We start from the raw sequence: 24,195 nt of genomic DNA, 5'->3' as shown, positions 1-24,195 counted from the left end.
AAACAAGATGAAAAAATATATAAAAACAATAAAAAATCTATTCGTTGTTATTTTACTAACATCAGTAGTTGCTTCTTGTACAAAAGATTTAAATATTGTACCCGAAGATGATCAAACGGTTTTAAGTGATGCGTTATTTGAAAATGAAAATGCTTACTTAGAAGTTTTAGCAGGTACTTACGCAAACTTATCTTTAACAGGTGTTGATGGCCCAGAAAGTTCTAATATTAAAGGATTAGACGCGGGTACTAGTCAATATGGTAGAACATTATTGTACTTACAAACATTATCTGCAGACCAAATGATTTGGTCTTATGAAAATGACCCTGGTACAAGAGAACTACAACGTAATATTTGGACCGCCCAAAACCCTGTAATATTAGGTATGTTTAGTAGAGCAATGGTTACGGTTGCATTTGCTAATAACTTTTTAAGAGAAACAACTAAAGAAAAATTAGACGCAAGAAACGTTTCTACTGCAACAAGAGAAAACATTGTTACTTATAGAGCAGAAGCTCGTTTACTAAGAGCTTTGTCTTATTATAACTTAATGGACTTATATGGTAAAGCCCCAATGGTAGTAGAAACAGACCCAACGGCAGGTTTTAATCCTCCACAAGCAGACAGAACTGAATTATTTACATTTATAGAAAGCGAATTATTAGCAATCGATGCCGATTTAATGGCACCAAAAACCAATCAACATGGTAGAGCAGACAAAGCTGTTGCGTGGATGATTTTAGCTAAAATGTATTTAAATGCAGAAGTATATATTGGTGAAGCAAAATATACAGAATGCTTAACCGAATGTAAAAAAATTATAGGTGGTGGGTTTTCTTTAGCAACTAATTACGCTCATTTATTTATGGCTGATAACAATACCAATTCAGCAATCAACGAAATTATTTTTCCTTTAATTTCTGATGGTTTAATTACACAAAACTACGGACCAACAACCGTTATGGTAAATGGTGAAATAGGAAGTTTAGAAGCAAACGGCATTCCTTTAGGTGTTGGTGCTTCTGGATGGGGAGGCGCATTAAGAGTAAGAAAACAATTTGCTCAATTATTTGATGGAGGTATCTTTTCTGGAGACACTAGAAACACCATTATCTCTGGAACAAGAAGTATTGATATTACTGATATCTCAGATAAAGATCAGGGTTATATTATAGAAAAATACTCAAATGCAACTTCTACCGGAACCTTTGGTTCTGACCAAACTTTTGTAGATACAGATTTCCCTTTGTTTAGATTAGCAGATGTATATTTAATGTATGCAGAAGCACATTTAAGAGGTGGATCAGGAGGTTCTAATGCTGATATGGAAACGTATATTAATGCACTAAGAACTAGAGCTAACAACCCTCAAAACAACTTAACTGCCGCAGATATTTCTCTAGAGTTTATTTTAGATGAAAGAGCAAGAGAGTTACACTGGGAAGCACACAGAAGACAAGATTTAATTCGATTTGGTAAGTTTACTGGTGGTAATTACAACTGGGCATGGAAAGGAAATGGAAGTAACGGTATTGCTTTACCTTCTTACATGAAAGTATATCCTATACCTACCGCTAGTTTAGCTTCTAACCCAAATTTAACTCAAAATACTGGGTATTAATTTAAAAACAAATTACAAATGATGAAAAACATAAAAAGATTTTCAGCAGTTAGTATCATTGGTCTAGTACTTTTATTTTTCCAATCTTGCGATGACACTTCTGATACATTCACGATATCAGCTCCAACAGCACCTATTTTAGCTGAATTAAATTTTACTCAATTAGAATTAGATGCTGTAAATACTACAAACCCTGCCATAACTTTAAATTGGGATGAAGCAGATTACGGTATACAGGCTGCGGTTAACTATGCTATTCAGTTTTCTAAAGATGATGCTTTTACAGCGCCAGTTACTGCATCAACAATTTCTGGTAAAACTTCTGCAACATTATCTATAAACGAGGTAAATGCAGCTGCAGGTAATGCAGGTGTAAATCCTTTTAACTGGTCAGATATTTATATTAGAATTGTTGCCTCATTAGGTACTCAAAATAATGAAATGGCCGTTTCTAATGTAATTCAGTTTAGCGTATATCCGTACTTTAACTACTCTTTTAAAGATTATTATTTAGTAGGTAACGCAACAGCTCCAGGTTGGGATAATTTTGCAACAGGTAACAACCCTGCTTTATTTAGAGATGAAACAGATAGCAATACGTTTTACTATACTGGTTATTTTGCTAAAGCAACTGCAGATGATGGTGAAGGAAGATTTAAAGTAATTGAAACAAAAGGAGAATGGTCTAACCAATGGGGTACAACTTACCCTGATAATGAAGATCCAATAGATGCTGAAGGTGACATTGCAGGAAACCCTGCAACACAAGAAGCAGATCCAGGTAGATTTGGTGTAAAAACTGATGGTTACTATACCTTTAAAGTAAACTTTGCTTCTAAAAAATATTCTATAGAGCCTTTTAATGCTGACGGTATTGTAAGCCCTACATCATTAGAAATACAAGGATCTAGTACAGCTAATGTAGCCATGACTCCTTTAGCTTTTGATGGTCATATCTGGTTTGCAACTGCAATTCATTTAACTCCTGGTGAAGTAGAATTTGTTACAGGTGCAAGTGCTAAATGGGGAAGTTCAACTTCTTTTTCTGGAGTAGCAACCGATGGTGGTGGTGCAATACCTGTAATTGTAGAAGATGATTATGATGTTTGGTTTAATGATTTAACAGGTCGTTATATCTTAATTCCTTTAAATTTATAATAACTTAAAAATAGATATAAAATGAAAACTTATTTAAAAAGATTAAGCTACTTATTTTTATCACTTACACTTTTTTTAGGTGCTTGTGAAACAGAAGAGAGCTTAACAATAACAAGTCCAGATCCTGTTTTTGAGTTAGTAACACCAGGAATTAGTAATGTGTTTTTAAACTCAGAATTACTAGACAATCCTGCATTTACAATTACTTGGATAGATGAAATTAATACCGCTGCAACTTATACGGTAGAAATGGATTTAGAAAGTACTTTTGCAGCCCCTATTCAATTAGGTACTTCAGATAAAAAGAACTTTACAATCACAGTATCAGAATTAAACAAAGCTTTAGAAAACACAGATGTAAAATCGTATACAGAAACACCTATTTATGTAAGATTATCTACAGGTAGTGCAATGTCTAACGTAGTTTTATTTCAGATTTCTAAATTTGCCGTAAAACCACCAGTAATTACCAGTCCAGACAATACTTTTACCAAAGTATTAACCGACGTTAATCCTGATGAAACAGCCTTAACCCTTACTTGGAATGATCCAGAAATAGGTGCATCTAGTAGCTTAATTATTAGTTATGAGATAGAAATGGCTGTAGCAGGTACTAGTTTTGCCTCTCCTGCAAACATTGGTTCTACAAACACAACTACTTTCGAAATTTCTCATGATAATTTAAATGATTTAGTGATTGCTAACGGAGGTGTTGCAGATGTTGCTTCTAACTTCGATTTTAGAATTAAAGCTATTGCAAAATCTGCTTCGGGAGATTTAGCAAGAACCTCAGAAGCTATTACAGTTTCATTAACAGGATTTAAAGCAGAAATACCAGATAATTTATACATGGTAGGTGCTCATAATGACTGGAACAATGCAGATGCAACTCAACAGTTTTACACTTCAGGAAATGGAGTTTTTACCAAAGTACAAGCTTTTTCTGCAAACGATGAATTTAAATTGTTACCTACATCAGGTGCTTGGGACGGAGATTATGGAGAAGACCCAAACAATGCTGGTAAAATAGTACAAGATGGTGAACAAAACATAAAAGTAACTGCTGCAGGTACTTATTTAGTAATTATAGACTTTAATACATTAAGTTTTAAATTACAAAACATAGACACTATGTTTATGGTAGGTGCTCATAATGACTGGAACAATGCAGATGCTACTCAACAATTTTATACTTCAGGAAACGGTATCTTTACAAAAGTGCAAGCTTTTTCTGCAAATGATGAATTTAAACTATTACCAACTTCTGGTTCTTGGGATGGTGATTGGGGAGAAAACAAAACAATTGCTGGTTCTTTAGAGTTAGATGATGAACAAAACATAAAAGTAACTACTGCTGGTACTTATATGGTTACTTTAGATTTTAATAAATTAACATTTAATCTAACAGAAATACCTACAAACCTTTACTTAGTAGGTTCTCCAAATGATTGGAACAATGCTACGGCACCTGCATTTACAAAAGTATCTGAAGGATTGTTTGAAATAACACAAACGTTAACTGCAACAGACGAATTTAAATTTTTACCTCAACAAGGTGCTTGGGATAATGATTGGGGAGAAAGCAAAGAAAATGCAGGTATGTTAGTTGTTGATAATGAAAACAACGTAAAATCTCCTGGAGATGGTACCTATAAAATTACAGTAGATTATAATAAAGGAACAGTAACTGTTCTATAATTTTATAAAACTTTACAAAGGCTACCTTTATAGGTAGCCTTTGTTTTTAACAACCTATTTTATGAAAAAAATTACTTTATTAATCCTTTTAATATCCTCATTTACTTTTAGCCAAGTACAGAATGTTACTTTTTCTGTTTCTCCTGCTACTTTTAATGAAACGGATGCTATAACTATTACAGTGTCTAACATTACAACGGCTTCTTGGGGTGTTTCAGACATTTATTTATGGTCTTGGTCTTATGATTCTAGCGGAGAAAACTCTATGGATTCACCAACCAACGGAAGTTGGTCTAGTTCTAATGAGGCGCAAAAATTAACCAACAACGGTAATAATACATACTCAATTACTTTTACACCAACTACTTTTTATAACAGAACAAACATTGGTAGCATTGGCATGCTAGTAAAAGCAAAAGATGGTTCTGGTGATAAAAAATCGCAAGATAAAACATACCAAGTTGGTACTTTTCAATTAACATTAAACACGCCTACAGAGGCAACAACTGTTTTAGACTCCGGACAAACATTACCAATAAATGCAACGAGCTCAATAGCCGCAGATTTTACTTTAAAAGCAAATGGAACAATAATTAATCAAAAAAACAATGCAACGGCATATAGCTACGCTCCTACTGTAACTGAAAACACAACGTACCTTTTAGAAGCTACAAATAATGGAGAGGTACAAAACACCAGCTTTAATGCCATTGTAAAACCAACAATTACAGAAGCGGCACTTCCTTCTGGTATGAAAGATGGAATCAATTTAAATCCATCAGATAATACAAAAGCAACTTTAGTATTTTATGCACCAGGAAAAGAATTTATTCACCTAATTGGTAGCTTTAATAATTGGCAAGTAAACGATGCTTATTTATTAAAAAAAGACAGTAGCAAAGATCGTTTTTGGATAGAACTTAGTAGCTTAACTCCGCAAACAGATTATACGTATCAATATATTATTGAAGCCGATTTAAGAGTTGCAGATCCATACTCTACAGTGGTTTTAACAGAAAACAACGATCAATATATAAACGCAACCACCTACCCAAACCTAGCAAGTTATCCTACAGGAAAAACAAACCACGCAGTTACTTTATTAAGAACGGGTGATGCTGCCTATAATTGGCAAACAAATAACTATACAAAACCTGCAAAAACAGACTTAGTTATTTATGAACTTTTAATTAGAGATTTTGATGAGCTTCATAGTTTTGATGCTGTACAAAACAGATTAGATTATTTGCAAGAATTAGGTATAAATGCTATAGAATTAATGCCTGTAATGGAATTTGATGGTAATGAATCTTGGGGATACAACCCTTCGTTTCATATGGCATTAGACAAATATTATGGTAACACAAACTCTTTTAAACAATTAATAGACGAATGCCACAGAAGAGGTATTGCTGTTATTGTTGATGTTGCTTTTAATCATGCAAGTGGTCAAAATCCTTATTACAGAATGTGGAACACAGACAATGGTGGCTACGGAGGGCAAGCAAGTGCCAATAGTCCTTTTTTTAACCAAACAGCAACACACTCTTACAGTGTTTTTAATGATTTTAATCACTCTAAACAAGCTGTAAAAGAGTATGTAAAAAGAGTTTCTCAATACTGGATTGATGAATATAAAATTGATGGTTTTAGATGGGATTTAACAAAAGGGTTTACACAAAACTGTTCTGATGCGGACCAAAGTTGTACAAACAATTATCAACAAGACAGAGTTGATGTTTTAAAAGAATATGCTGATTATCAATGGGAAAAAGACCCTAATTTCTACATTATTTTCGAACATTTAGGAGGTAATACAGAAGAAACCGAATGGGTAAATTATAGACTTGATGAAGGCAAAGGAATTATGCTTTGGGGAAATCATAACCACCAATACAACCAAGCAACTATGGGCTTTGGTAGTGACGCAGATTTTTCTTGGATTTCTTATAAAAACAGAGGTTGGTCTGTACCTGCAAATGTTAGTTATATGGAAAGCCATGATGAAGAGCGTTTAATGTACAAAAACCTAGAATATGGTAATTCTAATGGAAGCTATTCTATAAAAAACCTAAACACAGCTTTAAAAAGAGAAGAATTAGCCGGTGCTTTTTACTTTACAGTACCAGGACCCAAAATGATTTGGCAATTTGGCGAATTAGGATATGATATTTCTATTGAAGAAAATGGTAGAACAGGTAACAAACCTATTTTATGGAGTTATCTAGCCAACGAAGGTAGAAGAGCTGTTAAAGACACTTGGTCAAAATTAATTAAATTAAAATTAAAATATGATATTTTTGAAACATCAAATTTTACGTTAGATGTTGGTAATGCTAATGGGTTAAACACCATTCATTTAACAGATCCAACAGCAACAGACATACAAAATATTACAATTATTGGAAACTTTGGGGTAACCACACAAAGTATTGTTCCTGCTTTTCAGCAAACAGGTACTTGGTATAATTTGTTAGAAAACAACGCTAATATTACAGTTACTAATACAACAGCGGCAATTACATTAGCGCCAGGAGAATTTAAAGTGTATGCAAATAAGCCTGCTTCACTTACTACAGATGATTTTACAATTGATGATAAAAACACCATTAAACTGTATCCTAATCCTGCTAAAACGCACTTTGTTCTTTCTGATAAAACAAACAAAGTATCCGTTTTTGATATTACAGGGAAGTTAGTAAAAACGTATTCTAAAGAGGATATTGAATCAAATTATTATGTGATATCAACATTAAAAAAAGGCATCTATTTTATTAGAATTAAGGATATAAAAAACCAAATTCTAACTAAAAAATTGATTGTAAATTAATCCCCCAATTTTTAAAAAAAAGCGAGCAGTAATTATTTACTGCTCGCTTTTTTTTTATATAAATCTTAAAAGAAAACCTAAACTCCAAATTGAGTTAAATGATGATCTAAATGTTTGTAAAAAGAATTATTCCATTCTACCGCAGTTAACTTTCCAAAAGAATGAGATTCTTTCCCTTCAAAATATGTCTCTCCTAATTCTTGTGTTTGTATCATATAATCTATCAAACGCTTTTTTTCTGTTTCAAACACTCTATCATCCGATACAATAAATTGTGCGGCTGTTTTTCCGTTTTTAGCATACGGTTTTTCAGACACAACAATATTTTTAACAAACGTTTTTAAGATCCACTTTGTAAAAGCATTCGGTTTTGGATGTTTATCTGTATAAACCATCTCGTAAGAGACAGAACAATGAGCTAACATTTGAGAAACAGACATCTTACCCCATGTTGGTTTGGTTGCAGCCGTAAGCTTGTTAATTCTATTAATTTCTTCTAAAGTAATCTCTTTCTCAAAAATGTTTTTCATCTTAATGTAGTATTTTGAATAATAATTCTTTTAAAATATCTTGGTTAGATTGGCTTGCCCCAACTCCTTTACTTTTTACATCAGCATCTCTTAAAAAAGCAATTACTTGTGCTACTTTTCGCATCGGATAATTTCTAGAAGCAGAAAAATATTCGTCTACAAAATACGGATTAACACCTAACGCTTTTGCTACAGAACTTTTAGATTTATCTTTTAAACCATGAAAACAAAGAAGCTGTGTAAAATAACCGTTTAATAATGAAATGGTCATTACCAAAGGGTTATTTTTTGGGTTTTCGGCAAAATAATTTATAATTCTATTGGCTTTAACCACATCCTTCTCTCCTACTGCTTTTCTTAATTCGAAGTTATTAAAATCTTTAGAAATACCAATATTGTCTTCAATATCCTTATCATTAATAATAGATTCTTTAGGTAAAATTAGCATCAATTTATCTAACTCATTAGATATTTTACTTAAATCAGTTCCTAGAAACTCTACTAACATTTGAGACGCTTTGGGCTCAATTTGATATTTTTTTCCGCTTAAAACCCTACGAATCCAATCTGAAACCTGATTTTCATACAGTTTTTTACTTTCATAAATTAAACCTGTTTTTGCAATTGCCTTATGTAGTTTTTTACGCTTATCTAGTTTTTTATACTTATAATTAAAAACTAAAACAGTTGTAGGCTGTGGGTTTTCTGCATAGGCAACTAACTTCTCTATATTTCTACTTAAGTCTTGTGCTTCTTTAACAATAATTACCTGTCTTTCGGCCATCATTGGGTAACGCTTGGCAGAAGAAACAATATCTTCTATAGTAGCATCTCTACCATACATTACTTGCTGGTTAAATCCTTTTTCGCCTTCATCTAATATATTTTCTTCTATATAGTCAGAAATTTTATCTATGTAATAAGGCTCATCACCCATTAAAAAATAGATAGGTTTAATATTTCCTTTCTTTATATCTGAAACAATGTTTCTTATTTCGTTCATTTATTTTTCTATAATTACAGCGTTTGATAACTCTGCTTCTGTAAGAGTTTCAAACCAATTTTCCATAAAATCAAAATCTGATTCACTTACTTCAAATTCAAAAGTGTCACCTTTTTCTAAATTTCTTTTAATAATTCGTTCTTTTCTTATTTCTTTCGAAATATTTAAGAAATGAATTTTTACTTCAATATTATTTTCTTTAGCAAATTGGTTATATTTTTCTCTATGTAAAAGTTTAGAAAGACCAACATCTAAAATACTATCAACACCCGATTTTTCTAATTGTAAAATTAAATCTTGCATTAATAATTCTGCCCTTTCTATTCTTTCTAAAAACCAATTTAAACCATCTTTTTCAGTCTTATCAGGAAAAAATAATATTTTATTCCATTTATCAAGCGTAAAAACGATTCCATTTGTCTCCGTTTTTAGCTTTTTAGCATATGTAGATTTACCTGCTCCAGTATTACCTACTAATAAATGTATCATAACTGATTTTTATTTACTTTTGACTGATGCAAAAACTCAATCTACCCACTTATAATTTCAAACTCAAAAGTAGCGAAAATAAGACGCTTATTTTTGATAAATTAAGAAAAAAATATATGGTTTTAACTCCAGAAGAATGGGTCCGCCAGCATTATGTTTCTTTTTTGATTGAAGAAAAAAATTATCCAACCACATTAATTGCTTTAGAAAAACAGTTAATTATCAATAATCGAAAAAAAAGAACTGATATTTTAGTCTTTAATAAAGAAGGTAATCATGAAATTATTGTAGAATGCAAAGCACCATCTATAAAAATTACCCAAGATACTTTTGATCAAATTGCACGTTATAATTTAAAACTAAAAGCTACTTTTTTAATAGTTACCAACGGTTTAGAGCATTTTTACTGTAAAATGGATTTTGAAAATGAAACTTATGTTTTCTTAAAAGAAATACCTAACTACAAATAAAAACATCTTTTTTTTTATTTGTCCCCTATTATTTCTAGTGAATTTTGATACATAAAAAAGATTATTAAAAACTTTTTAAACCAATTCTTTTTATATAATTATAGAAAAAATATTTTTATAATAAGACACCAATAAAATTCATTTATTATTAAGAAAAAATTAGAATTTAACTAATTTATAAACTGTAAATTCGCAGTCTTGAAAACAGCCATCGTCATATTAAATTGGAACGGTCAAAAACTGTTAGAACAGTTCTTACCATCGGTAATAAATTTTAGTTCGCAAGAGGCTACTATTTATATCGCAGACAATGCGTCTACAGATTCTTCTATAAATTATGTAAAAGAATTTTTTCCATCCGTTAAAATTGTAGAAAACGCCATAAATGGCGGATATGCAAAAGGATATAATGATGCTTTGCAAAATATTGATGCAGATATTTATTGTTTATTAAATTCTGACGTTGCCGTTACCCAAAACTGGTTAACACCTATTATAGATGTTTTTAAGAACGAAGAACATACCGCAATCATTCAACCAAAATTATTAGATTATAAAGACAAAACAAAATTTGAATATGCTGGTGCTGCTGGTGGTTTTGTAGATTTATATGGTTATCCTTATTGCAGAGGACGAGTATTTAATCACTTAGAAACAGATACAGGGCAGTTTAATGATGAAGCCACTATTTTTTGGGCTTCTGGAGCTTGTTTATTTATCCGTGCTAACGTATACCATCAATTGGGTGGTTTAGATGAAGATTATTTTGCGCATCAAGAAGAAATAGATTTGTGTTGGAGGGCTCAAAACAGAGGGTATAAAGTAAAATATGTAGGAGCTTCAACTGTATATCATGTTGGTGGTGCTACTTTACAAGAAACAAATCCGCAAAAAACATATTTAAACTTTAGAAACAGTTTATTGAATGTTGTAAAAAATGTTCCTAAAAAATGGTTTTTATTTGTTGTTTTTTCTCGTTTAGTTTTAGACGGAATTGCAGGTGTAAAATTTATGCTAGAATTAAGACCTATACATACTTGGGCCATTATTAAAGCTCACTTTAGTTTTTATAAGAATTTTTTTAAATTTTTAAAAAAGCGTAGGGTATTACAGAAAAAACAAAACTATAATTTACATACTAGTGTTGTTTGGCAATATTTTGCTTTGGGTAGAAAAAAGTTTGAGGAGTTGAAATAAAAAAACAGAAAAACATGTATTCTGCTCCTTTTTTAAACTGAAACAAAATCACTTAAAACCAGTTCTTTATCAACTTTAAAAAAAGTTTTACTTTAAAAAACTACAGAATGTCTAAACTTCCTTTTCCTTCTCTAATAACTTCTGGATAACCTTCTGTAAAATCTATAATTGTAGAAGCTTGGTTATCTCCATAACCACCATCAATTACAATATCTACTAATTTTCCCCATTTTTCGAAAATTAATTCTGGATCTGTAGTATATTCTAAAATCTCATCATCATCTCTTATAGATGTAGATACAATTGGGTTGCCTAAACTTTCTACTAAAGTTCTAATAATATTATTATCAGGAATACGAATACCTACTGTTTTTTTCTTTTTAAATACTTTTGGCAAGTTGTTACTACCTGGTAAAATAAAAGTATAAGGACCTGGTAAAGCTCTTTTAAGTATTTTAAAGGTTCCGCTATCTAATTGCTTCACATAATCAGATAAATGGCTAAGATTATCGCAAATAAAAGAAAACTTTGCTTTATCTAACTTTACCCCTTTTATTTGAGCTATTTTTTCTAAAGCTTTATTATTGGTTATATCGCACCCTAAACCATAAACAGTATCTGTTGGATAAATAACCAAACCACCACGTTTTAAAACTGCTACAACTTTATCTATAGCCTTTTGGTTTGGATTTTCATTATATATTTTAATAAATTCTGACATATTATAAATATACAAAAACTCAACTTGATTATCAATCAAGTTGAGCTATTTTTTATGGGAACATTGTTTTTTATTAAGACTTATCTACCATTCTAAAACCTTCTCCATGTATGTTTAAAATTTCTACATTTTCATCTGGTTTTAAATATTTACGCAATTTTGCAATATAAACATCCATACTTCTAGATGTAAAATAATTGTCGTCTCTCCATATTTTTGTTAATGCTAACTCTCTTGGCATTAAATCATTTTTATGAATTGCCAACATACGTAACAATTTACTTTCTTTTGGAGATAATTTTATAGGTTCACCATTTTCACCTACAGATAAATGTCTTAATTTAGAATTGAAGAAAAAGCCTCCAATAACAAATTCGAATTGTTCTGATTCTGTTGTTTTATCTGTGTCTTTTCTTTGTAAAATTGCTTTAATTTTATGCAATAATACTTCAGAATCAAAAGGTTTGTTTAAGTAATCATCTGCACCAACAGCATATCCTTTTAAAACATCTTCTTTTAACGTTTTTGCTGTTAAGAAAATAATTGGCACTTCTTTATTGGTAGCTCTTATATCTTGTGCTAACGAGAAACCGTCTTTACGAGGCATCATTACATCTAATATACACAAATCATAATCACTGTTTTTAAACATAATTAATCCTTCTATACCATCTTTAGCATGTGTTACATTGTAATCGTTTAATGCTAAATAATCTTTTAAAACGGTTCCAAAATTTGGATCGTCTTCAACTAATAAAATTTTTTTACTTCCCATTGTTATACTTTTTAAATTAAAGGTAATTTTACTGTAAATGTACTTCCTTTTCCTTTTTCACTTTCAACAAAAACAGTTCCATGATGTTTTTCTATAATTTCTTTTACATAAGCCAAACCTAGCCCATGCCCTTTAACATCATGAATGTTTCCTTTTTGTTCTCTATAAAATTTATCAAAAACTTGTTTTTGAACTATTTTACTCATTCCAATTCCTTGATCCTTTATTTTTAAGATAAAGAATTTATCTGTGCTTTCTGTATACACATCAATTTTTGGTGTATCCGCAGAATATTTTAAAGCATTTTCTAACATATTAACAATTACGTTTGTTAAATGAAATTCGTTTCCTGGAACTTCTGTAACTAATGCTTCAAAATGTGTATTTAAACTTCCTTGTCTATCTTGTATTAGTAAACTAACATGTGTAATTGCATCGTCTATTGTGTCGTGCATATCTATAGTTTCCTTACTAATATCTATCTGATTTTTTTCTAATCGAGATATTCTTAATACATTTTCAACCTGAGAATGCATTCTTTTGTTTTCGTCTCTAATCATTTGCACATAACGTAACACTTTTTCGTTATCATTAATAATCTTTGGATTCTTAATAGAATCTAATGCCAGATTAATGGTAGCAATAGGTGTTTTAAACTCATGTGTCATATTATTAATAAAATCTGTTTTAATTTCTGATATTTTCTTTTGCCTAATTAGTTGGTATAATGAACTAGAAAAAGCGATTATAATAATTAAAATAAAAAATATTGAGAGTGATAAAATACCTGATATACCAGAAAGTATGTGCTCTTTTTCTGCCGGAAAAGTAATATACAACTCATAATCTACCTCACCATTTGCTTTAAAAAAAAGCGGATAAGGGTAGCTCTTTTTTTTGTTAATGGTGTAATAACCCGACTTTAATTTTGTGGCTAAACCATCATTACTATAAACACCATATTTAAATTCTAAATGAATATTTCGTTTTTCTAGCTCTTCTTTTATGGTTTCATTAAGCTCTCTATTACTTAATCTTTTATGAATAGGTTTTGTACTATTAATATTTCTAAATATTTCTGCAAATTCACTTCTTTCAATACTCTTTAATCGTTTTGTAAACGAAAATCTTTTTTCATCACTAGATGAAAATAAATTATCAGCACCTTTAATAATTCTAGAATGAAAAAAATCGTTTTTACCTGTTACTCTTTTAAAAATAATAGTGTCATTATCTAAAAAATCAGTTTCATTATCTAGATAATCTACAGGCATTTTAAAACTTTCTTCTAAAATGGTACCACCATAAGTAAATTTTTGATTTGTTGCAGTGTCTATTTCTTGAAATAGAAAGTTTTTAATTTGAGCTTCGTCTGCTAAAACAGTGTTTTCTATAACACCTTCGTATTTTTTTTCTAAATAAAAATTCTCTTTATCGGTAATCCTTTGAGAAACACTTCCCAAAGATTTTTGAACATCATTTTTAAATTGTTCTTTCTTACTCGCTACTGCGTTATTAATCCAATACAGTTGTACAGCAATAATTCCAATTAAAGAAATGCTCATTAATACAACAATAAGAACAAACATCTTCTTACCCATACATCAAAGTTACGATTTTCAAAAATTGATTTTATTGTTTTTAACCTAAATTAACAATATAACTTTAAATTTAAGAGTAATTTAACAATCCTATTGAATAAAATTAAATTGAACGGCTTTTTTCTGTTAAAATATTATGGATTTTAACAACCTGAATTTGAGTGTTTTCTGCATCCAAATTATTAATTATATAGTTAGATTGTAGTAGTTTTTTATCTTCTAACCATTGATTTTTTATTCTGCTTTCTATAGCTGTTTTAGAACTATTATCTCTTAACATTGTTCTTTCTATTCTAACATTAAGTGGTGCATAAACAGTAATAATTATATCGCACTTTAAATTACTATTACTTTCAAAAAGAATAGCATTTTCATAGACTACATAATCTTTATGGTCTTGTTGATTTACAAATTCTTTAAAATGATTTTTAACCTCTGGATGTACAATGGCATTTAAGGTTGCTAGTTTGTTTTTATCTTTAAAAACAAGATTGGCAATGTAAGGTCTATTTAATTGATTATTTAGGTAAGATTCAACTCCAAACTCCTTAATAATTTTCGATTTAAGTACTACCGATGTATTCATTAATTTTTTAGCCTCAGAATCGGCATTATAAATAGCAACATTATTAAACTTAGCAAAGATATTTGCTACAGTTGTTTTACCACTCCCTATTCCGCCTGTTAAACCTACAATCATTTATTTCTGAATTAAAAAATCAATTTTATTAGGAATCACTTTAAAACTTTTTACATAGTTAGATTTTGCCACCACTTTAGGCATTAAATAATCTAAATTGTTTTTTTTAGAAACACTATAATCACAAACTACTTCAAAAAAGTTTTTATCAATTTTATCAAAATTAGACAAACCAACTACATAAGTCACAGAAACGGTTTTGTTTAATGTTGTTAAAGTAAGTCCTTTTGGAAGGTTTATTACTTTAAAAGGGATTTCTAAAGTACCTTCTGTAAACTTTTCTACTTTACCACTTATAGTAGCATAGGTAGATTTCATTTTAATGTTATTAGAGTTTTCTGGTACTATCATTTTTACTTTTTTAGAAAAGTTTTCTTTAACTCCTTCTAGTTTTAATAATTTTAAATTGATTTCTTTTATCTTTTCTATTTCTGCATCTGGCCCAGAAATTAAAATACTATCTGGTTTTACTGTTACAGGTTCTAAAATATCATAACCTATGTGGTAATTAATATCTAAATTAGGTTTTAAAGGCACTTTTTTAGAAAGCAAGGTGCCTATTTCTAAATAAATGGTGTCTAAAATAATTTCTTGTAACTGAACACCATAGTGCAATTGTTTTTGAATAGGAACAACTTGGTTTCTAGTTAAAAAATAATACTTATTTGATGATTTTTTATATAAACTATTTGCATTTAGAGTGATATTTTTACGACCAAATCTAGAACTTATAATGTTAAAACCAGATGATTTTACCACAATATCTATTTCTTTTATGGGTACTTTTTGCAATAGTTTATCTTGAGGAATATTTGTGTATTCTACAGGAAAAGTTAAGGTGGTAGTATACTCTTTAGAGAGCGTTATTAAAAACCACATTAAAATAGAAGCGATTAAAAAGCTAATAAAACTTTTCGAAATTTTTTTATTCTTTATCAAAGTAATAGTTGAATTTAATGCAATCTACACAAAAGCTTGTAAACAAAAAAGTGAGCAGTATCTAAAAAGACAAAGCTCACTTAATACTTTAAAAACTTAATTTTTATTTTTTAGCTGGCTCTAAAAACCTTTTACTTAATTCCATTGAAATAGCAGAGCGTTCAAACTTAATTTTACCGGCTCCTGTTTCTATAGTAATAGTATTATCTGCAGCATTTATAGTAGCAATTTTACCATGTATTCCGCTAGAAGTTACCACTTTTGTACCAACTTTAATTTCAGCTTGAAAAGCTTTTTCCTTTTTTTGCTTATTCATTTGTGGTCTTATCATAAAGAAATAAAACACTACAATAATGGCTAAAAAAGGCAACATACTCATTAAACTACCTGCTCCTTCTTGTAAAAATATTACAGTTGATATCATTATATTTTTGCTTTTGGTGTTACAGATCCTTTTAACGTTAATACTTCTCTACCAGACTCTGTATTTGTAGTTAAAGTTACTGTTTTTTGTTGTCTATTTGGCTTACCGTTTGTATTAAACTTTACATCAACCTTACCTGTTTCTCCTGGTTTAATTGGTGTTTTAGGCCAAGTAGGAACCGTACATCCACAAGATCCTTGTGCATTGGTAATTACTAAATCTGTTTTACCAGAGTTGGTAACTAAAAAAGTAGTCTCTACAATATCTCCTTCATTTACAGTACCAAAATCGTACACTTTTTTGTCTAGAGAGATTAAAGCTGTTCCTTTTTTAATTTCGTTATCTCTAGAGGCAGCTTTATCTAAATTTTCTTTGTTAATTTTAGAAGTAACATTTCCTCCATCTTTACAGGCTGTAAAAAAAGATGCTGTAATTACAAAAGCTAATAAAATTGTTATTTTTTTCATTATGATTTAATTTTGTGTAAAAATAATAAATATATTATCTAAAACAATGGTTTAGAGTAATCCTCTTCCTATTTTAACAATTTTTTTATTTTCTACAAATTCCTTCGATATTTTATCTAAAACTCCGTTAATAAAATAGCTACTTTTTTCTGTAGAATAATCCTTAGAAATTTCTATGTACTCATTAATAGTAACTCGGGTTGGTATAGAAGGAAAATTAAGAAATTCTGAAACGGCCATTTTTATTAGAATCATGTCCATATCTGCAATTCTATCGGTTTCCCAATTTGGCGTTTTCTCTTCAATAATTAGTTCGTATTCTGTATTTTTTAAAACTGTTTTTCTAAACATTTTAGATACAAACTCTTCATCATCTTTGTCTTTATATAGCTTTCCTAAAACAAAAATAGCATTCTCTTTTTGCTTACTTAACGTTTTTACAACCCAAGTGTTTACAAAAGGAATATCATCTGACCAAGAAATCATAGTATCTTCAAAATATTCCCCTAATTTTTCATTCGGAGCAATAATTTCTTTAAAGAAATCGATAACAAAAGTCTTATCTACTTTGTAAGAATCTGCTTCTGTAGCCAAATATTTTTTATACAAATCGCTATTTTGCAATTGGTCATAAATAATTTTTACGTACTCATCATTTTCTTCCCAATTTCTCAAATCATTTAACTCAACATACCCTTCTACACTAACGCTTTCTGCAATTAGGTTGATTAGTTTATTGTTTAAAAATTTGTTGTTTGGATTTAAATCTTCTTTGGTGGCAAGAATTTTCTTTTTAGAAAGTGCTATTTTTTTTGCTGCTAATTTCTGTACCTCTACCAACAACAATAAATTTAAAACGTACAAATCGTACATTTTTAAAATACTATGTTTTAAAAATTTTTCCTCTTTAATGATATCATCATTATAAGAATGTAACATTGCGTACACAGATTGCATTACTTTAACTCGAATATGTCTCCTGTTAATCATTTTCTAAAGAACTTATATATAATTTGCTGCAAAAATAGTGTTATTTTATTTTTCTACTACCACGTTTTAATTCTTTTTTAAGAATAAATTTTATACTGATTCTTGTATCTTCGTGCTTTCTCTTTTTTAACAAAAAAATAATTTACAAACATTATAATAGTTGTAATTTTATTTTTTTTAAAACTCATTATTCGTTGAAAGAATTACAACACGTAAATAAGTACTTTTCTAAATATAAATGGCGATTATTAATTGGTATTTTAATTACCATTTTAGCCAAATTTTTAGCCTTAAAAATCCCTCAAATTGTAGGTGATTCTTTAAATATTGTTGAAGATTATCAAAACGGAGTCGTTACTAATTTAGAAACCGTACAACATCAATTACTAATAAATGTGCTTATAATTGTAGGTGTTGCAGTACTATCTGGTTTTTTTACTTTTGTAATGAGACAAACTATTATTGTGACTTCAAGGTTGATAGAATTCGATCTCAAAAATGAAATTTATCAACAATACCAAAGACTATCACTTAATTTCTACAAGAAAAATAGAACGGGTGATTTAATGAACAGAATTTCTGAAGATGTTTCTAAAGTAAGAATGTATGTTGGGCCAGCTGTTATGTATAGCCTAAATATGATTGTAACTTTTACGGTAGGTTTTACACAAATGATTAGCATCAACGTAAAACTAACCATGTATACGTTAATACCTTTTCCTTTATTATCTATTTCTATATTTGTGTTAAGCAAAGTAATACATAAAAGAAGTACCGTTGTTCAACAATATTTATCAAAATTAACCACCTTTAACCAAGAATTTTTCTCAGGTATAAATGTGGTTAAATCATACGGAATTGAAACTTCTATTATTAAAGACTTTGATAAAATTGCAGATGAAAGCAAAGAAAAGAACATTCACCTGCAAAAAGCAAATGCTTTATTTTTTCCGTTAATGATTTTGTTAATTGGTATTAGTAACATTATTGTTATTTATGTTGGAGGAAAATTATATATTAATGACGAAATTCCTATTGGAGTTATCATTGAGTTTATGCTCTATGTAAATATTTTAACGTGGCCCGTTGCCGTTGTAGGTTGGGTAACTTCTATGGTACAGCAAGCGGAAGCTTCGCAAGCAAGAATTAATGAATTTTTACAGCAAGTACCAGAAATACAAAATACAAATACTGCTCCATTTACATTAAAAGGAAATGTTACCTTTAAAGATGTTACCTTTACCTACGATGACACCAATATTACCGCTTTAAAAAACATTAATTTTTCTGTAAAATCGGGAGAAACAATTGCAATATTAGGAAGAACAGGTTCTGGTAAATCTACTATTATCGAACTCATATCAAGGTTATACGACACAAAAGTAGGTACTATTTTGTTAGACGACACGCCTATTAAAGATGCCAATTTAGATGATGTTAGAAGTCAGATTGGTTTTGTACCTCAAGACCCATTTTTGTTTTCAGAAAGTATCGAAGACAATATTAAATTTGGTAAAGATGATGCTACCGAAGCAGAAATTATAACCGCAGCCAAAAATGCAGATGTACATAAAAACATTGTCGATTTTCCTAACGGATATAAAACCGTTTTAGGTGAACGTGGGGTAACCCTTTCTGGCGGACAAAAGCAGCGTGTTTCTATTGCTAGAGCAATTATTAAAAAACCTAAAATATTAATTTTTGATGATTGTTTGTCTGCTGTAGACACAGAAACAGAAGAAAAAATATTATCTAATCTAGAACGAATCTCTAAAAATATTACCACTTTTATAATTAGTCATAGAATATCTTCTGCTAAAAATGCTGATAAAATTATTGTTTTAGACGATGGTAAAATCATACAACAAGGAACTCATAATCAACTAATAACACAAGAGGGTTATTACAAAAACTTGTATGATCAGCAACTTTTAGAAAAAGAAATTTAATCTTTAACATTGCTACATAAAATATTTTGTTAGATTTGTTAAGTATAAAAAACATATTATAATTACTATTTTAAAAGAATTATGGCAGAGAGAGCAGAGAGAGTTGAACAAGAAGAAATCTTTTCACAAGTATTAAGAGCAGGAAGAAGAACTTACTTTTTTGATGTAAGAGCAACAAAAGCAGATGATTATTACTTAACTGTTACAGAAAGTAAAAAGTTTACACATGATGATGGTAGCTTTCACTACCAAAAACACAAAATTTACCTTTACAAAGAAGATTTTACTGATTTTCAAGAAATGTTAGGCAAAGCAACAGATTACATTTTAAATGAAAAAGGTAGCGAAGTAATTAGTGAACGCCATCAAAAAGACTTTAAAAAGGAAGAAGAAATTGAAACTACAGACGTTAAAAAATCTACAGAAAGTTTTACAGACGTTTCTTTTGATGATATATAAAGGTTACCAACCTTTTTTTACTTTGGCTTAAATGAATACTAAAATTCAGAAAAACGATAAGTAAAGAGAACTATTTAAATTCAAATTATTTTACACCTAAAAACCATAAGTTGTTATACTTATGGTTTTTTTATTGATATATTTAGAGTACTTTTTTAATAGTTGTTGTTTTAGCAACGGTTTCTTCCCATTCTTTTTTTGCATTGCTATCTTTAGTTATACCACCACCTACATAAACAAAAGCTTTTTTACCATCTATACACATGCACCTTAGGTTTACAAAAAGTGATGAGTTTTTATCTTCAAAATTTAATTCACCTAAAAAACCAGTATAAAATGTTCTTTTATAATTTTCGTTTTGGTTGATAAACAAAGTTGCCTTTTCTCTAGGCAAACCACAAACCGCAGGCGTTGGATGCAATTTTCTAATCAATTCTTTTAAATTTGAACTCTTATTTAAATGACCTTCTACGCTGCTTCTTAAATGTAATAAGTTCCCTGCTTTTACAGTTTCTGTTTTATCAATTTTTAAATTACTTGTTATTGGTTCTAATTGATTTTGAATAAAATCTGTAACTAATTGCTGTTCTTCTAACTCTTTCGATTTCCAAATAACCTCATTAGTATCCACATAAACTTGAGTTCCTGCCAAAGACATTGTTGTAAAATTATGATCAGAAATAGTTAACAACGTTTCTGGTGTGGCGCCAAACCACAAACCAACCTTTGGATGAAACCATACATACACAAATGCATTTGCATAGGTTTTTAAAAGTTTTTTAAATGTAATTAACACATCAAACTCACTTAATAAAACCTCCTCTTTTCTAGAAACTACTACTTTCTTAAGCTCATTATTATTAATTTCATCGAGCGTTTTTTCTACAAGGTGAATGTGTTTTTCTTTATCAGAATTAGTAGCATGTTCAAAAATAGTATTAAAAGAAAAATCTTCTTCTATTAAGATATGCTCATTGATAAATTCTGCATTTTTAAGAGGAAATAAAACAGCATTTTCTTCACTTTTAAAAGGCGCAAAGACAAATCCGGTTTCTATAAATTCTGAAGTAAAATTTAATGTGTTGTCATCCATAAAAAAACCAGAAATTGATAATGAATTTGGTTTTCTATAGGCTACAAAAGGCATTTTGCTTTTGTAATGTTTTTCAATTTTATTAAAAAGGGTATTCAATGTGAAGTATAAATTATTTTTTAGTTAAAACAATATTCGTCATTTTAGCTACAGAAATTAAATCGTCATTTTCATCTACAATTGTAACTTCCCATAAATGCGTGGTTCTACCCTTATGAATATTCCTTGCGGTGGCAAAAACAACACCTTCTCGCTTGCTTTTTATATGGTTTATAGATAATTGAATTCCGTTTACAAACTGGGTTTTACTATCAATAAAAAAATTAGAAGCTGCACTACCAACACTTTCTGCTAAAGCCGCAGTTGCCCCACCATGCAATTGCCCATAAGGTTGATGAACCCTAGAATTTACAGGCATTTTTGCTGTTAAAAAATCATCACCAAGAGCAACATATTCAATATCAAGCGTTTCCATTAATGTGTTTTTAGAACTCTCGTTAAACGCTTTTAAAATTGCAGTTGTATCCATATCATTTAGATTATATGGTAAAAGTACATATAAAATTTTGTATTTTTGCCACAGAAAAATTTATCCATTTCATGTACAAAATACGCGTAATTTTAGACACTAAAGAAGATGTAATTAGAACAATTTTAGTTGACAACAACTTAAATTTAGAAGATTTACACGCCACAATTGCTAAATCTTTTGGTTTTGGAGGTCAAGAGATGGCTTCTTTTTACAGAACCGATGATGAATGGACGCAAGGTGAAGAAATTCCGTTATTTAATATGGAAGAAGTTGGCGAAGGTATTTCTATGCAAAATTGTATTTTACAGGATACTTTACCAGAAGAAAGCAACAAGTTAATTTACGTGTACGATTTCTTAAAAATGTGGACTTTCTATGTTGAAGTTTTGGAGGTTTCTAACGAGAAAAAAGAAGATTTACCGCAAATTATTTTAACTGTTGGCGAAATACCAAGTGAAGCTCCTGAAAAAGAATTTGTTGCCGAAAAATTAGACGATGGTTTTGGTGATGAAGAAGACCTTGATGATGAATTTGGTCATTTTGATGATGATTTCGATTATAACGAATACTAGAAAAAATTTAAGCGTGTAACTTGTTTAATTGGTTTACTGTTAATCGTTTTTTACAGTTAAACAATTACACTTTTTAACAATTACACATTTTAGAAGTAACAAAATTGTATTTTAGTCGTCTTACATTCATAATCGACTAAATCAATTTCTTTGGAAACTATCTTATCACTTAAAAATCTCGATAAAAAATACGGAAAAGTTCATGCAGTAAACAATCTTTCTTTTGATATAGAAAAAGGAAATGTTTACGGAATTTTAGGTCCAAACGGAAGTGGAAAATCTACCACTTTAGGTATTATTTTAAATGTTGTTAACAGAACTTCTGGTGAATTTTCTTGGTTTAACGGAAAACTATCCACACATCAAGCCTTAAAGAAAGTAGGTGCAATTATAGAGCGTCCTAATTTTTATCCGTACATGACGGCTACTCAAAACTTAGCTTTAATTTGTAAGATAAAAGAAATATCAACAGAAAAAATTAACGAAAAACTGACTATTGTTAACCTTTTTGACAGAAAAGATAGCAAGTTTAGTACCTTTTCTTTAGGGATGAAACAACGTTTAGCAATTGCTTCTGCCCTATTAAACGATCCTGAAATATTAATTTTAGATGAACCTACAAATGGTTTAGATCCACAAGGAATTCATGAAATTCGTCAAATAATACAAACCATTGCAGCAAACGGAACCACTATTTTATTGGCGTCTCATCTTTTAGATGAAGTAGAAAAAGTATGCTCTCATGTTGTTGTTATTAGAAAAGGTGTAAAATTATATGCAGGTCGTGTAGATGAAATGACAGCCTCTAACGGTTTGTTCGAATTAAAAGTAGCAACTGATGAAACAAAATTACTATCCGTTTTAGAAGAACACCCGGCAATTGGCAAGGTTACCAAAGACCACGAAACGATTATTGCTACGTTAAGCAATCCCATTTCTGCTACAGAACTAAATGAATTCCTCTTTAAAAAAGGAATTATTTTATCTCACTTAGTAAAGCGTAAACCAAGTTTAGAACAACAATTCTTAGATTTAACCAACAATAACTAACCATAAAAGGTCTATTCTAGCGCAGTAGAGAATAAATTAAAATAAAAAACACACAACGTCATGTTAAGACTACTAACTATAGAATTTCATAAACTTAAACACAATAGAGCCAGTAAGGTATTATCACTTATATACTTTGGGTTACTTACTTCTATTGCCTTAATTGCTGCCATAAAATTTGATATTGGTCCAATTAAATTCCATTTAGCCGATATGGGCATTTTTAATTTTCCATATATCTGGCATTTTAACACGTATATGGCTTCCATTTTAAAGTTTTTCTTATTATTGGTTATTGTTTCTATGATGGCGAATGAGTATAGTTACAAAACTTTAAAACAGAATTTAATTGATGGTTTAAGTAAAAAAGAATTTATCCTTTCTAAGTTTTATACCGTAGTTGTATTTTCATTAATTTCAACATTATTTGTTTTTGTAGTTTCTTTAATTTTAGGTTTAATGTATTCAGACTATAATGAACTGTCTATCATTACCACAAATTTAGAGTACTTAATAGCCTTTTTTATCAAACTAGTTGGCTTCTTTTCTATGGGCTTATTTTTTGGTATTTTGGTAAAACGTTCTGCTTTTGCTGTGGGTGCCATGGTGGTTTGGCTAATAGGAGAAAGCATGTTTAAAGGGTATCTATTTTGGACTTTTAGGAGTGCAGAAAACACCTCAGAATCTGTAAATAGTATTATGCAATTTCTACCTATAGAAGCATTATCTAACTTAATAAAAGAACCTTTTTCTAGATTAGGCGCTGTTAAATCTATTGCAAACCAAGTAGGCGAAAATTTCACTAAAAGTTATGATGTAGATTTTTCTACAATTCTAATAGTTTGTGCTTGGACATTTATTTTTATTTACAGCTCTTATAGACTACTAAAAAAGAGAGACTTATAACATCTATAAACTTATTTTTTT

24 protein-coding genes are annotated in these 24,195 nt (G+C 29.8%); 11 read left to right on the top strand and 13 right to left on the bottom strand.

Annotation, left to right across the window (positions count from 1 at the left end; genetic code table 11):
* The first annotated feature begins 7 nt into the window (after window positions 1-7).
* The 4 genes from WG951_RS00325 (at window position 8) to WG951_RS00310 (ending at window position 7,307) form a co-directional block, all read left to right on the top strand.
* Window positions 8-1,621 (top strand): RagB/SusD family nutrient uptake outer membrane protein, encoded by a 1,614-nt coding sequence (locus WG951_RS00325; protein WP_105048227.1) that lies wholly within the window; start codon window positions 8-10, stop codon window positions 1,619-1,621.
* 18 nt (window positions 1,622-1,639) lie between these two features.
* Window positions 1,640-2,779, top strand: coding sequence for a SusE domain-containing protein (locus tag WG951_RS00320; RefSeq protein WP_105048226.1), 1,140 nt, complete (start codon window positions 1,640-1,642; stop codon window positions 2,777-2,779).
* Window positions 2,780-2,800: 21 nt separating this feature from the next.
* Complete coding sequence (locus WG951_RS00315) at window positions 2,801-4,477, top strand: SusE domain-containing protein (protein ID WP_105048225.1); 1,677 nt, start codon at window positions 2,801-2,803, stop codon at window positions 4,475-4,477.
* Between the two features lie 61 nt (window positions 4,478-4,538).
* Window positions 4,539-7,307 (top strand): alpha-amylase family glycosyl hydrolase, encoded by a 2,769-nt coding sequence (locus WG951_RS00310; RefSeq protein ID WP_105048224.1) that lies wholly within the window; start codon window positions 4,539-4,541, stop codon window positions 7,305-7,307.
* Window positions 7,308-7,384: 77 nt separating this feature from the next.
* On the opposite strand, the gene WG951_RS00305 is transcribed toward WG951_RS00310, so the two are convergent.
* From WG951_RS00305 to WG951_RS00295, 3 genes are read right to left on the bottom strand one after another with little or no spacing between them, the layout of a single operon-like run.
* Entirely contained in the window at window positions 7,385-7,837 is a 453-nt protein-coding gene (locus WG951_RS00305; protein ID WP_105048223.1) for a DUF1569 domain-containing protein, read from the bottom strand.
* A 1-nt stretch (window position 7,838) separates the two neighbouring features.
* Window positions 7,839-8,840, bottom strand: a complete 1,002-nt coding sequence (holA, locus tag WG951_RS00300) for a DNA polymerase III subunit delta (RefSeq protein WP_105048222.1) — start codon at window positions 8,838-8,840, stop codon at window positions 7,839-7,841.
* On the bottom strand, window positions 8,841-9,329 hold the full coding sequence (locus WG951_RS00295; RefSeq protein WP_105048221.1) for an AAA family ATPase: 489 nt from the start codon (window positions 9,327-9,329) through the stop codon (window positions 8,841-8,843). It lies immediately after the preceding gene.
* Window positions 9,330-9,355: 26 nt separating this feature from the next.
* On the opposite strand from WG951_RS00295, the gene WG951_RS00290 reads away from it, so the two are divergent.
* Complete coding sequence (locus WG951_RS00290; RefSeq protein ID WP_105048220.1) at window positions 9,356-9,799, top strand: type I restriction enzyme HsdR N-terminal domain-containing protein; 444 nt, start codon at window positions 9,356-9,358, stop codon at window positions 9,797-9,799.
* A 198-nt stretch (window positions 9,800-9,997) separates the two neighbouring features.
* Window positions 9,998-10,996 (top strand): glycosyltransferase family 2 protein, encoded by a 999-nt coding sequence (locus WG951_RS00285; RefSeq protein ID WP_105048219.1) that lies wholly within the window; start codon window positions 9,998-10,000, stop codon window positions 10,994-10,996.
* 100 nt (window positions 10,997-11,096) lie between these two features.
* Here the strand turns inward: WG951_RS00285 and WG951_RS00280 are convergent, their stop codons facing one another.
* The 8 genes from WG951_RS00280 to nusB form a co-directional block, all read right to left on the bottom strand.
* Entirely contained in the window at window positions 11,097-11,717 is a 621-nt protein-coding gene (locus WG951_RS00280) for an L-threonylcarbamoyladenylate synthase (protein ID WP_105048218.1), read from the bottom strand.
* A gap of 73 nt (window positions 11,718-11,790) precedes the next feature.
* Window positions 11,791-12,492 carry a response regulator transcription factor gene (locus WG951_RS00275; protein ID WP_105048217.1) on the bottom strand — a complete coding sequence of 234 codons (702 nt, stop codon included), beginning with the start codon at window positions 12,490-12,492 and terminating at the stop codon, window positions 11,791-11,793.
* Between the two features lie 11 nt (window positions 12,493-12,503).
* Complete coding sequence (locus WG951_RS00270; RefSeq protein ID WP_105048216.1) at window positions 12,504-14,093, bottom strand: sensor histidine kinase; 1,590 nt, start codon at window positions 14,091-14,093, stop codon at window positions 12,504-12,506.
* 103 nt (window positions 14,094-14,196) lie between these two features.
* Entirely contained in the window at window positions 14,197-14,793 is a 597-nt protein-coding gene (coaE, locus tag WG951_RS00265) for a dephospho-CoA kinase (protein ID WP_105048215.1), read from the bottom strand.
* Window positions 14,794-15,672 (bottom strand): CdaR family protein, encoded by an 879-nt coding sequence (locus WG951_RS00260; RefSeq protein ID WP_105049350.1) that lies wholly within the window; start codon window positions 15,670-15,672, stop codon window positions 14,794-14,796.
* Between the two features lie 163 nt (window positions 15,673-15,835).
* A complete protein-coding gene (gene yajC, locus WG951_RS00255) occupies window positions 15,836-16,156 on the bottom strand; it encodes a preprotein translocase subunit YajC (protein ID WP_211296701.1) in 321 nt (106 codons plus the stop codon).
* On the bottom strand, window positions 16,156-16,623 hold the full coding sequence (locus tag WG951_RS00250) for a DUF1573 domain-containing protein (RefSeq protein WP_105048214.1): 468 nt from the start codon (window positions 16,621-16,623) through the stop codon (window positions 16,156-16,158). Before WG951_RS00250 ends, yajC begins: the two co-directional genes overlap by 1 nt.
* A 51-nt stretch (window positions 16,624-16,674) precedes the next feature.
* Window positions 16,675-17,613 carry a transcription antitermination factor NusB gene (gene nusB / locus WG951_RS00245; RefSeq protein ID WP_105048213.1) on the bottom strand — a complete coding sequence of 313 codons (939 nt, stop codon included), beginning with the start codon at window positions 17,611-17,613 and terminating at the stop codon, window positions 16,675-16,677.
* Window positions 17,614-17,807: 194 nt separating this feature from the next.
* On the opposite strand from nusB, the gene WG951_RS00240 reads away from it, so the two are divergent.
* On the top strand, window positions 17,808-19,562 hold the full coding sequence (locus WG951_RS00240; RefSeq protein ID WP_105048212.1) for an ABC transporter ATP-binding protein: 1,755 nt from the start codon (window positions 17,808-17,810) through the stop codon (window positions 19,560-19,562).
* Between the two features lie 81 nt (window positions 19,563-19,643).
* Complete coding sequence (locus WG951_RS00235; protein ID WP_105048211.1) at window positions 19,644-20,021, top strand: PUR family DNA/RNA-binding protein; 378 nt, start codon at window positions 19,644-19,646, stop codon at window positions 20,019-20,021.
* 142 nt (window positions 20,022-20,163) lie between these two features.
* On the opposite strand, the gene WG951_RS00230 is transcribed toward WG951_RS00235, so the two are convergent.
* Together WG951_RS00230 and WG951_RS00225 are read right to left on the bottom strand one after the other, a co-directional pair.
* The gene (locus tag WG951_RS00230; RefSeq protein WP_245893474.1) at window positions 20,164-21,168 is read right to left on the bottom strand and encodes a chorismate-binding protein; all 1,005 of its coding nucleotides are present in this window, start codon (window positions 21,166-21,168) and stop codon (window positions 20,164-20,166) included.
* Window positions 21,169-21,226: 58 nt separating this feature from the next.
* Window positions 21,227-21,643, bottom strand: a complete 417-nt coding sequence (locus tag WG951_RS00225) for a PaaI family thioesterase (RefSeq protein WP_105048210.1) — start codon at window positions 21,641-21,643, stop codon at window positions 21,227-21,229.
* Between the two features lie 71 nt (window positions 21,644-21,714).
* On the opposite strand from WG951_RS00225, the gene WG951_RS00220 reads away from it, so the two are divergent.
* From WG951_RS00220 to WG951_RS00210, 3 genes are all read left to right on the top strand, one after another.
* Complete coding sequence (locus WG951_RS00220; protein ID WP_105049347.1) at window positions 21,715-22,218, top strand: IS1096 element passenger TnpR family protein; 504 nt, start codon at window positions 21,715-21,717, stop codon at window positions 22,216-22,218.
* A gap of 150 nt (window positions 22,219-22,368) precedes the next feature.
* Window positions 22,369-23,268 (top strand): ABC transporter ATP-binding protein, encoded by a 900-nt coding sequence (locus WG951_RS00215; protein WP_105048209.1) that lies wholly within the window; start codon window positions 22,369-22,371, stop codon window positions 23,266-23,268.
* Between the two features lie 60 nt (window positions 23,269-23,328).
* A complete protein-coding gene (locus WG951_RS00210) occupies window positions 23,329-24,174 on the top strand; it encodes an ABC transporter permease (protein ID WP_105048208.1) in 846 nt (281 codons plus the stop codon).
* Window positions 24,175-24,195 lie beyond the last annotated feature (21 nt).

The sequence above is a fragment of the Polaribacter butkevichii genome (assembly GCF_038024105.1).
Classification (GTDB): domain Bacteria; phylum Bacteroidota; class Bacteroidia; order Flavobacteriales; family Flavobacteriaceae; genus Polaribacter; species Polaribacter butkevichii.
This window is presented reverse-complemented; position numbering and strand designations above follow the sequence as displayed.

Coding starts and splice junctions, on each gene's coding strand:
- WG951_RS00325 (WP_105048227.1), top strand. CDS start 8: ATGAAAAAATATATAAAAACAATAAAAAATCTATTCGTTGTTATTTTA.
- WG951_RS00320 (WP_105048226.1), top strand. CDS start 1,640: ATGATGAAAAACATAAAAAGATTTTCAGCAGTTAGTATCATTGGTCTA.
- WG951_RS00315 (WP_105048225.1), top strand. CDS start 2,801: ATGAAAACTTATTTAAAAAGATTAAGCTACTTATTTTTATCACTTACA.
- WG951_RS00310 (WP_105048224.1), top strand. CDS start 4,539: ATGAAAAAAATTACTTTATTAATCCTTTTAATATCCTCATTTACTTTT.
- WG951_RS00305 (WP_105048223.1), bottom strand. CDS start 7,837: ATGAAAAACATTTTTGAGAAAGAGATTACTTTAGAAGAAATTAATAGA.
- holA (WP_105048222.1), bottom strand. CDS start 8,840: ATGAACGAAATAAGAAACATTGTTTCAGATATAAAGAAAGGAAATATT.
- WG951_RS00295 (WP_105048221.1), bottom strand. CDS start 9,329: ATGATACATTTATTAGTAGGTAATACTGGAGCAGGTAAATCTACATAT.
- WG951_RS00290 (WP_105048220.1), top strand. CDS start 9,356: ATGCAAAAACTCAATCTACCCACTTATAATTTCAAACTCAAAAGTAGC.
- WG951_RS00280 (WP_105048218.1), bottom strand. CDS start 11,717: ATGTCAGAATTTATTAAAATATATAATGAAAATCCAAACCAAAAGGCT.
- WG951_RS00275 (WP_105048217.1), bottom strand. CDS start 12,492: ATGGGAAGTAAAAAAATTTTATTAGTTGAAGACGATCCAAATTTTGGA.
- WG951_RS00270 (WP_105048216.1), bottom strand. CDS start 14,093: ATGGGTAAGAAGATGTTTGTTCTTATTGTTGTATTAATGAGCATTTCT.
- coaE (WP_105048215.1), bottom strand. CDS start 14,793: ATGATTGTAGGTTTAACAGGCGGAATAGGGAGTGGTAAAACAACTGTA.
- WG951_RS00260 (WP_105049350.1), bottom strand. CDS start 15,672: ATGTGGTTTTTAATAACGCTCTCTAAAGAGTATACTACCACCTTAACT.
- yajC (WP_211296701.1), bottom strand. CDS start 16,156: ATGATATCAACTGTAATATTTTTACAAGAAGGAGCAGGTAGTTTAATG.
- WG951_RS00250 (WP_105048214.1), bottom strand. CDS start 16,623: ATGAAAAAAATAACAATTTTATTAGCTTTTGTAATTACAGCATCTTTT.
- nusB (WP_105048213.1), bottom strand. CDS start 17,613: ATGATTAACAGGAGACATATTCGAGTTAAAGTAATGCAATCTGTGTAC.
- WG951_RS00235 (WP_105048211.1), top strand. CDS start 19,644: ATGGCAGAGAGAGCAGAGAGAGTTGAACAAGAAGAAATCTTTTCACAA.
- WG951_RS00230 (WP_245893474.1), bottom strand. CDS start 21,168: ATGCCTTTTGTAGCCTATAGAAAACCAAATTCATTATCAATTTCTGGT.
- WG951_RS00225 (WP_105048210.1), bottom strand. CDS start 21,643: ATGGATACAACTGCAATTTTAAAAGCGTTTAACGAGAGTTCTAAAAAC.
- WG951_RS00220 (WP_105049347.1), top strand. CDS start 21,715: ATGTACAAAATACGCGTAATTTTAGACACTAAAGAAGATGTAATTAGA.
- WG951_RS00210 (WP_105048208.1), top strand. CDS start 23,329: ATGTTAAGACTACTAACTATAGAATTTCATAAACTTAAACACAATAGA.